This is a genomic window from Vibrio sp. TRT 1302 (genome assembly GCF_050113875.1).
Taxonomy (GTDB): Bacteria; Pseudomonadota; Gammaproteobacteria; order Enterobacterales; family Vibrionaceae; genus Vibrio.
In genome coordinates this window covers 20,707-28,845 of sequence record NZ_JBNJOF010000030.1, presented here as the reverse complement: position 1 = coordinate 28,845, position 8,139 = coordinate 20,707, and the positions used below count along the sequence as shown (strand labels likewise).

General features: G+C 45.3%; 7 protein-coding genes and 1 pseudogene. All 8 read left to right on the top strand.

Annotated features, from left to right (window positions below; translation table 11 throughout):
• Window positions 1-73: pseudogene (locus ACQEXP_RS20200) on the top strand (elongation factor Tu); the annotation flags it as partial.
• Between the two features lie 275 nt (window positions 74-348).
• Complete coding sequence (gene secE, locus ACQEXP_RS20195; RefSeq protein WP_004747599.1) at window positions 349-729, top strand: preprotein translocase subunit SecE; 381 nt, start codon at window positions 349-351, stop codon at window positions 727-729.
• Between the two features lie 13 nt (window positions 730-742).
• Window positions 743-1,291, top strand: coding sequence for a transcription termination/antitermination protein NusG (gene nusG, locus ACQEXP_RS20190; RefSeq protein WP_008078233.1), 549 nt, complete (start codon window positions 743-745; stop codon window positions 1,289-1,291).
• 181 nt (window positions 1,292-1,472) lie between these two features.
• On the top strand, window positions 1,473-1,901 hold the full coding sequence (rplK, locus tag ACQEXP_RS20185; RefSeq protein WP_269378475.1) for a 50S ribosomal protein L11: 429 nt from the start codon (window positions 1,473-1,475) through the stop codon (window positions 1,899-1,901).
• 4 nt (window positions 1,902-1,905) lie between these two features.
• The gene (gene rplA / locus ACQEXP_RS20180) at window positions 1,906-2,607 is read left to right on the top strand and encodes a 50S ribosomal protein L1 (protein ID WP_269378476.1); all 702 of its coding nucleotides are present in this window, start codon (window positions 1,906-1,908) and stop codon (window positions 2,605-2,607) included.
• 289 nt (window positions 2,608-2,896) lie between these two features.
• On the top strand, window positions 2,897-3,391 hold the full coding sequence (rplJ, locus tag ACQEXP_RS20175) for a 50S ribosomal protein L10 (protein WP_138971459.1): 495 nt from the start codon (window positions 2,897-2,899) through the stop codon (window positions 3,389-3,391).
• Window positions 3,392-3,448: 57 nt separating this feature from the next.
• Window positions 3,449-3,817: a 50S ribosomal protein L7/L12 gene (gene rplL, locus ACQEXP_RS20170; protein WP_269378477.1), complete on the top strand. Its 369-nt coding sequence runs from the start codon at window positions 3,449-3,451 to the stop codon at window positions 3,815-3,817.
• Window positions 3,818-4,048: 231 nt separating this feature from the next.
• Window positions 4,049-8,077, top strand: a complete 4,029-nt coding sequence (gene rpoB, locus ACQEXP_RS20165; RefSeq protein WP_269378478.1) for a DNA-directed RNA polymerase subunit beta — start codon at window positions 4,049-4,051, stop codon at window positions 8,075-8,077.
• The last annotated feature ends 62 nt before the right edge of the window (window positions 8,078-8,139 follow it).

Sequence of the window (8,139 nt, the reverse complement as noted above, 5' to 3'; positions counted from 1 at the left end):
AGGTCTACGTTTCGCGATCCGCGAAGGTGGCCGTACAGTTGGTGCTGGTGTTGTTGCTAAGATCTTCGCTTAATTCTAACGAATTAGCTAAAGTCTTCGGAAAATCTTGGAATAAGATTTGACGAACCAGTAGCAAAAAGGGCATCATTTGATGCCCTTTTTCTGCACTATACAAAATGTCTGTTGCATTGTTATGAAAACAGACATGTAAGCAGGATTTTTTGATTGAGGTGTTGCTTCTCAATCAATAAAAGCGTGCGTCAATCTAGCTAGATTGCCGTTTAATGGATTTGCCCTGCAACAGCGGGGTTGTTGTCGTCTATATTAAGACTTAGACAGGTTGGTTTTATGAAAGCAAATAATGCTGAAACTCCTGATAGCTCAAATGGCGCAGATATCTTTAAGTGGATTGTCACTTTCGCTCTGTTAGCTGCCGCTGTTGTGGGTAATTACCTGTATGGTGAAATGTCTGTAGTAATTCGTGCTGCAGGAGTTGTTGTATTAATCGCTGCGGCACTTGGTGTTGCTGCTACAACAACTAAGGGTAAAGCTGCGATTGAGTTTGCAAAAGAGTCGCGTATGGAAGTACGCAAAGTGGTTTGGCCTACTCGCCAAGAAACTATGCAAACTACTTTAATCGTTTTAGCTGTAAGTATTGTAATGGCTCTAGTGCTTTGGGGCATTGACGGCATCATGGTTCGTCTTGTCGCTCTAGCAACTGGGGTATAGAGGGTTTTAATTCATGAGTGAAGCTCCAAAAAAACGCTGGTATGTGGTTCAAGCCTTCTCTGGATTTGAAGGCCGTGTAGCCCAATCTCTTCGTGAGCATATCAAAATGCACAGCATGGAAGAGCTGTTTGGTGAAGTTCTAGTCCCTACTGAAGAAGTAGTGGAAATGCGTGCAGGTCAGCGTCGTAAGTCTGAGCGCAAGTTCTTCCCTGGTTACGTCCTAGTTCAGATGATCATGAACGATGAATCATGGCACTTAGTACGCAGTGTGCCGCGTGTCATGGGCTTCATTGGTGGTACCTCTGATCGTCCAGCTCCTATCACTGATAAAGAAGCTGATGCGATTCTTAACCGTCTAGAGAAAGCAAGTGAAGCTCCTCGTCCACGTACTATGTACGAAGCGGGTGAAGTTGTACGTGTTACAGATGGTCCATTTGCTGACTTCAACGGTACAGTTGAAGAAGTGGATTACGAGAAGAGCCGCCTGAAAGTGTCTGTATCGATCTTTGGTCGTGCGACACCAGTTGAGCTTGAATTTGGTCAGGTTGAAAAACTGGACTAATACTCTGATTTGTAGAGTATAAAAAATCACCTTTTTAGGGTTGTACAAGGCGCGAATTATTACTATAATCTCGCGCCTTATTATTTCAATCGAAGCCAAGTTTTGAGCGAAATAAAAAGAATTTGTATCAACGGGGAGCTGATCGGTCGATTAGCGCTTGTACCCAAAATTAGGAATAATCATGGCTAAGAAAGTTGAAGCTTACATCAAGCTACAAGTTGCTGCTGGTATGGCAAACCCAAGTCCACCAGTTGGTCCTGCACTAGGTCAACACGGTGTTAACATCATGGAATTCTGTAAAGCGTTCAACGCGAAAACAGAATCTCTAGAGAAAGGTCTACCTACTCCAGTAGTTATCACTGTATACAGCGATCGTTCTTTCACGTTCATCACTAAGACTCCACCTGCTGCTGTTCTTCTTAAGAAAGCTGCTGGTATCAAGTCTGGTTCAGGCCGTCCAAACACTGAAAAAGTGGGCACTGTAACTGAAGCTCAAATCCAAGAAATCGCAGAAGCTAAAGCTGCTGATATGACTGGTGCTGACATCGAAGCAATGAAGCGTTCAATCGCTGGTACTGCTCGTTCAATGGGCCTAGTGGTAGAGGGTTAATAAGATGGCTAAACTAACTAAGCGCATGCGCGTAATCCGCGACAAAGTTGACGCGACTAAAGAATACGAAATCAACGAAGCTGTAGCTCTTCTTCAAGAACTAGCAACTGCTAAATTCGTTGAGTCTGTAGACGTTGCTGTTAACCTAGGCATTGATGCTCGTAAATCTGACCAAAACGTACGTGGTGCAACTGTACTACCACACGGTACTGGCCGCGACATCCGCGTTGCAGTGTTCACTCAAGGTGCAAACGCTGAAGCAGCTAAAGAAGCTGGCGCAGACATCGTTGGTATGGAAGATCTTGCAGAGCTAGTTAAGAAAGGCGAAATGAACTTTGACGTAGTTGTTGCTTCTCCAGATGCAATGCGCGTTGTAGGTCAACTAGGTACTATCCTAGGTCCTCGCGGTCTAATGCCAAACCCTAAAGTTGGTACTGTAACTCCTAACGTTGCTGAAGCGGTTAAGAACGCTAAAGCTGGTCAGGTTCGTTACCGTAACGACAAAAACGGCATCATCCACACTACTATCGGTAAAGCAAACTTCTCTGCTGAGCAGATCAAAGAGAACCTAGAAGCTCTTCTAGTTGCTCTGAAGAAAGCTAAGCCATCTTCTGCTAAAGGTACTTACCTGCAGAAAGTAAGCATCTCTACTACTATGGGTGCTGGTGTTGCTGTTGATCAGGGTAGCCTGAACACTCAAGCATAATTGATTTGATTAGGCGTGAAATTAGTGTATAATTCCGCGCCTAATATTTGTGGTTGGGGCTGAACTTTGGTTCATTAAATTCTTCTAGAATTTGTTGTGAATTATGACCCAGTCTCCGTCCAAGACCGTAGGTGTTTGACTTGTCAAACTTAATCATCCTACGTAGATGGTGCCCGAACTGACAGAAAGCTCTATGTAAATAGTTACCTTTCTTCTGGGAAGCACCTTTTAAGCTCTCACTGTTGTGATAATAGTGAGTGGTGTAACGACAACCAGGAGTTAATCCAAGATGGCTTTAAACCTTCAAGACAAAAAAGCAATTGTTGCTGAAGTCAACGAAGCTGCCAGTGGTGCACTTTCTGCAGTTGTAGCTGACTCTCGTGGCGTTGAAGTGGGCGCAATGACTTCTCTACGTAAACAAGCTCGTGAAGCGGGCGTTTACCTGAAAGTTGTTCGTAACACGCTGATGCGTCGTGCGGTAGAAGGTACTAGCTATGAGTGTCTAACAGAGACATTCACTGGTCCTACTCTAATCGCATTCTCTAACGAGCACCCAGGTGCTGCAGCGCGTCTTTTCAAAGACTTCGCTAAAGAGAACAAAAACTTCGAGATCAAAGCTGCTGCATTTGAAGGCGCGCTAACTGACGCTGAAGTACTAGCGACACTACCAACTTACGACGAAGCAATCGCACGCCTAATGATGTGCATGAAAGAAGCTTCTGCTGGCAAGCTGGTACGTACATTCGCTGCTATCCGCGATCAAAAAGAAGAAGCTGCGGCGTAAGCCTTGCTTTTTTCTGGTTGCTTAATAAACTTATTGTTGATTTAAAAGAGAATTGTTATGTCTATTACTAACGAGCAAATCCTAGACGCAGTTGCAGAAATGTCTGTAATGCAAGTTGTTGAACTAATCGAAGCGATGGAAGAGAAATTCGGCGTTTCTGCTGCAGCTGCTGTTGTAGCTGGTGGCGCTGCAGCTGGCGAAGCTGCTGCTGAGCAAACTGAGTTCGACGTAATCCTAGAATCTGCAGGCGCTAACAAAGTTGCTGTTATCAAAGCAGTACGTGGCGCAACTGGCCTAGGTCTTAAAGAAGCTAAAGCTCTTGTAGACGGCGCTCCAGCACCTCTTAAAGAAGGTGTTGAGAAGGCAGAAGCTGACGCTCTTAAAGCTCAGCTAGAAGAAGCTGGCGCAGTAGTTGCTGTTAAGTAATTATTACTTAGCTTCTTAGCCTAACGGCTAATGGCTGGTGGTTTTATAACCACCGGCCTTTTTGCGCTGTAGGGGTTGGGTGATTTTTCCGCTGTTTGAGCACCCATACTTCAAGCAAAAAACGCTTCATTAGCTCTTAATGAAACGCTACTACACTCAAACAGATATTTAGTCACTGTCTCATACTACCAGAGGCAGTTTGGGTCACTTATCAGCGAGCTGAGGAACCCCATGGTTTACTCTTATACCGAGAAAAAGCGCATCCGTAAGGACTTTGGTACTCGTCCACAAGTGTTGGACATTCCATACCTGCTATCGATCCAGCTCGATTCGTTCGAGAAATTTATCGAACAGGATCCTGAAGGTCAATACGGTCTTGAAGCTGCTTTCCGTTCTGTATTTCCGATTCAGAGCTACAACGGCAATTCCGAGCTGCAATACGTTAGCTACCGTCTTGGTGAGCCAGTTTTTGACGTTAAAGAATGTCAAATCCGCGGCGTAACTTATTCAAAGCCACTACGCGTAAAACTACGTCTAGTTATTTTTGATAAAGACGCGCCAGCAGGTACTGTAAAAGACATTAAAGAACAAGAAGTCTACATGGGCGAAATTCCGCTTATGACAGACAATGGTACCTTCGTTATCAATGGTACCGAGAGGGTTATCGTATCCCAGCTGCACAGAAGTCCTGGCGTATTCTTCGACAGCGATAAGGGTAAGACCCACTCATCAGGTAAAGTTCTATACAATGCACGTGTTATTCCTTACCGTGGTTCATGGCTTGATTTCGAGTTTGATCCTAAGGATAACCTATACGTACGTATTGACCGCCGTCGTAAGCTACCAGCATCTATCATTCTTCGCGCACTAGGTAAGACGACTGAAGAGATCCTGGACATCTTCTTTGAGAAGGTGAACTTCGAAGTTAAAGATCAAACTCTTCTAATGGAGCTTGTTCCTGATCGTCTACGTGGTGAAACTGCGTCATTCGATATCGAAGCTAACGGTAAAGTTTACGTTGAGACTGGCCGTCGTGTGACTGCACGTCATATCCGTCAACTTGAAAAAGACAGCATTGACCACATCGAAGTACCTGTAGAGTACATCGTTGGTAAAGTTGCATCGAAAGATTACATCAACGAAGCAACAGGTGAGATCATTGTAGGTGCAAACCAAGAGATCAGCCTAGAAGCTCTAGCTAACCTTTCTCAAGCTGGCCATAAAGCTCTATCTGTTCTATTTACGAACGATCTAGACCACGGCCCATTCATGTCAGAGACACTACGTATCGACAGCACTGTTGATCGTATCTCTTCGCTGGTAGAAATCTACCGCATGATGCGCCCTGGCGAGCCACCAACGAAAGAAGCTGCTGAAGCACTATTCGAAAGCCTATTCTTCTCTGAAGAGCGTTACGATCTATCGACTGTTGGTCGTATGAAGTTCAACAGCTCTATCGAACGTGAAGATGCTCAAGAGCAAGGCACACTTGATGAAACTGATATCATCGAAGTGATGAAGAAGCTTATCGCTATCCGTAACGGCATCGGTGAAGTGGACGATATCGACCACCTAGGTAACCGTCGTATCCGTTCTGTTGGTGAAATGGCAGAAAACCAATTCCGCGTTGGTCTAGTACGTGTTGAACGTGCTGTTAAAGAGCGTCTAAGCCTTGGTGACCTTGATGCAATCATGCCTCAAGATCTAATCAATGCTAAGCCGATCTCTGCTGCGGTTAAAGAATTCTTTGGCTCTTCTCAGCTATCTCAGTTCATGGACCAAAACAACCCATTATCAGAAGTAACGCACAAGCGTCGTATTTCTGCGTTGGGTCCTGGCGGTCTAACTCGTGAACGTGCTGGCTTCGAAGTACGTGACGTACACGTAACTCACTACGGTCGTCTATGTCCTATCGAAACACCTGAAGGTCCAAACATCGGTCTGATCAACTCTCTATCTGCGTTTGCGCGTTGTAACGAGTACGGTTTCCTAGAGACTCCATACCGTCGCGTTGTAGATGGCGTAGTAACAGACGAAGTAGATTACCTATCTGCTATTCAAGAAGGTCAGTACGTTATCGCTCAGGCGAACACTGTTCTTACTGAAGAAGGCACATTTGCTGAAGAGCTAATCACAGCTCGTCAGAAAGGTGAATCTGGTCTACACCCACGCGAACATGTTGACTACATGGACGTTGCAACTAACCAGGTTGTATCTATCGCTGCATCGCTTATCCCGTTCCTAGAACACGATGATGCGAACCGTGCATTGATGGGTGCGAACATGCAACGTCAGGCAGTTCCAACTCTTAAAGCTGATAAGCCTCTAGTTGGTACTGGTATTGAGCGTAACATCGCAGTTGACTCTGGTGTTACAGCGGTAGCGAAACGTGGTGGTGTAATCCAGTCTGTAGATGCTTCTCGTATCGTTGTTAAAGTGAACGAAGAAGAGTTGATCCCTGGTGAAGCAGGTATCGATATCTACAACCTAACTAAATACACTCGTTCTAACCAAAATACGTGTATCAACCAGCGTCCATGTGTGATGCCTGGTGAACCTGTTGCACGTGGCGACGTTCTTGCTGATGGTCCTTCAACAGACCTTGGTGAACTTGCTCTTGGTCAGAACATGCGTATCGCGTTTATGCCTTGGAACGGCTACAACTTCGAAGACTCGATCTTAGTATCAGAGCGCGTAGTTCAAGAAGACCGTTTCACGACTATCCACATTCAAGAACTATCTTGTGTGGCGCGTGATACTAAGCTTGGTGCTGAAGAAATCACAGCTGACATTCCAAACGTAGGTGAGTCTGCTCTGTCTAAACTAGACGAGTCAGGTATCGTTTACATCGGTGCGGAAGTGAAAGGCGGTGACATCCTTGTAGGTAAAGTAACGCCTAAAGGTGAAACTCAGCTAACTCCTGAAGAGAAGCTATTACGTGCTATCTTCGGTGAGAAAGCGTCAGACGTTAAAGATACGTCTCTACGCGTACCAAACTCTGTTTCAGGTACTATCATCGACGTTCAAGTATTTACTCGTGACGGTGTTGAAAAAGACAAACGTGCACTTGAAATTGAACAGATGCAGCTTAAAGAAGCGAAGAAAGACCTTACTGAAGAATTCCAGATTCTTGAGGGTGGCCTTCTAAACCGTGTTAAAGCTGTGCTTATCGACGGTGGTTACACTGAAGCTAAACTAGATGCTATCGATCGCAAGAAGTGGCTAGAACTTACGCTTGAAGACGATGCTCTACAGACTCAGCTAGAGCAACTAGCAGAGCAGTATGACGAGCTACGTGCAGACTTCGATAAGAAGTTTGAAACCAAGCGTCGCAAGATCACACAAGGTGATGATCTAGCACCTGGCGTACTGAAGATCGTTAAAGTTTACCTAGCGGTTAAGCGTCGCATCCAGCCTGGTGATAAGATGGCGGGTCGTCACGGTAACAAGGGTGTAATCTCTAAGATCAACCCTGTTGAAGACATGCCATACGATGAAAAAGGTCAACCTGTTGACATCGTACTGAACCCACTAGGTGTACCTTCGCGTATGAACATCGGTCAGATCCTAGAAGTACACTTAGGTCTGGCAGCGAAAGGTATCGGTGACAAGATCAACCAAATGGTTAAAGAGCAGCAAGAGCTTGCTAAGTTCCGTGACTTCCTACAGAAGGTTTACGATCTTGGTGAAACTCGTCAGAACGTAGACATCGCGTCTCTATCTGATGATGAAGTTCGTACGTTGATCTCTAACCTACGTGGCGGTCTACCGATCGCAACGCCGGTATTCGATGGTGCAAATGAATCATCAATCAAAGAGCTTCTAAAACTAGGTGACCTACCAGAATCTGGTCAGTTAACTCTGTTTGATGGTCGCACTGGTGATGCGTTTGAGCGTCCTGTAACTGTTGGTTACATGTACATGCTGAAACTGAACCACCTTGTTGATGACAAGATGCACGCTCGTTCGACTGGTTCGTACAGCCTAGTAACTCAGCAACCACTTGGTGGTAAAGCTCAGTTCGGTGGTCAGCGTTTCGGTGAGATGGAAGTATGGGCACTTGAAGCTTACGGTGCTGCTTACACGCTACAAGAAATGCTAACAGTTAAGTCTGATGACGTTAACGGCCGTACTAAGATGTACAAGAACATCGTAGACGGTAACCACAGCATGGAACCTGGTATGCCAGAATCGTTCAACGTACTGTTGAAAGAGATTCGCTCGCTAGGTATCAACATCGAGCTAGAAGACGAAGAGTAATCCCACGGGATTATTTGGTAGAAGGTGCTCACTTTTGCGGGTGAGCTCCTTTTAACTCCTTA

Excerpts from the sequence above, each read along its gene's own strand:
- rplA (WP_269378476.1), top strand. The coding sequence starts at position 1,906 with ATGGCTAAACTAACTAAGCGCATGCGCGTAATCCGCGACAAAGTTGAC.
- rplK (WP_269378475.1), top strand. The coding sequence starts at position 1,473 with ATGGCTAAGAAAGTTGAAGCTTACATCAAGCTACAAGTTGCTGCTGGT.
- rplL (WP_269378477.1), top strand. The coding sequence starts at position 3,449 with ATGTCTATTACTAACGAGCAAATCCTAGACGCAGTTGCAGAAATGTCT.
- nusG (WP_008078233.1), top strand. The coding sequence starts at position 743 with ATGAGTGAAGCTCCAAAAAAACGCTGGTATGTGGTTCAAGCCTTCTCT.
- secE (WP_004747599.1), top strand. The coding sequence starts at position 349 with ATGAAAGCAAATAATGCTGAAACTCCTGATAGCTCAAATGGCGCAGAT.
- rplJ (WP_138971459.1), top strand. The coding sequence starts at position 2,897 with ATGGCTTTAAACCTTCAAGACAAAAAAGCAATTGTTGCTGAAGTCAAC.
- rpoB (WP_269378478.1), top strand. The coding sequence starts at position 4,049 with ATGGTTTACTCTTATACCGAGAAAAAGCGCATCCGTAAGGACTTTGGT.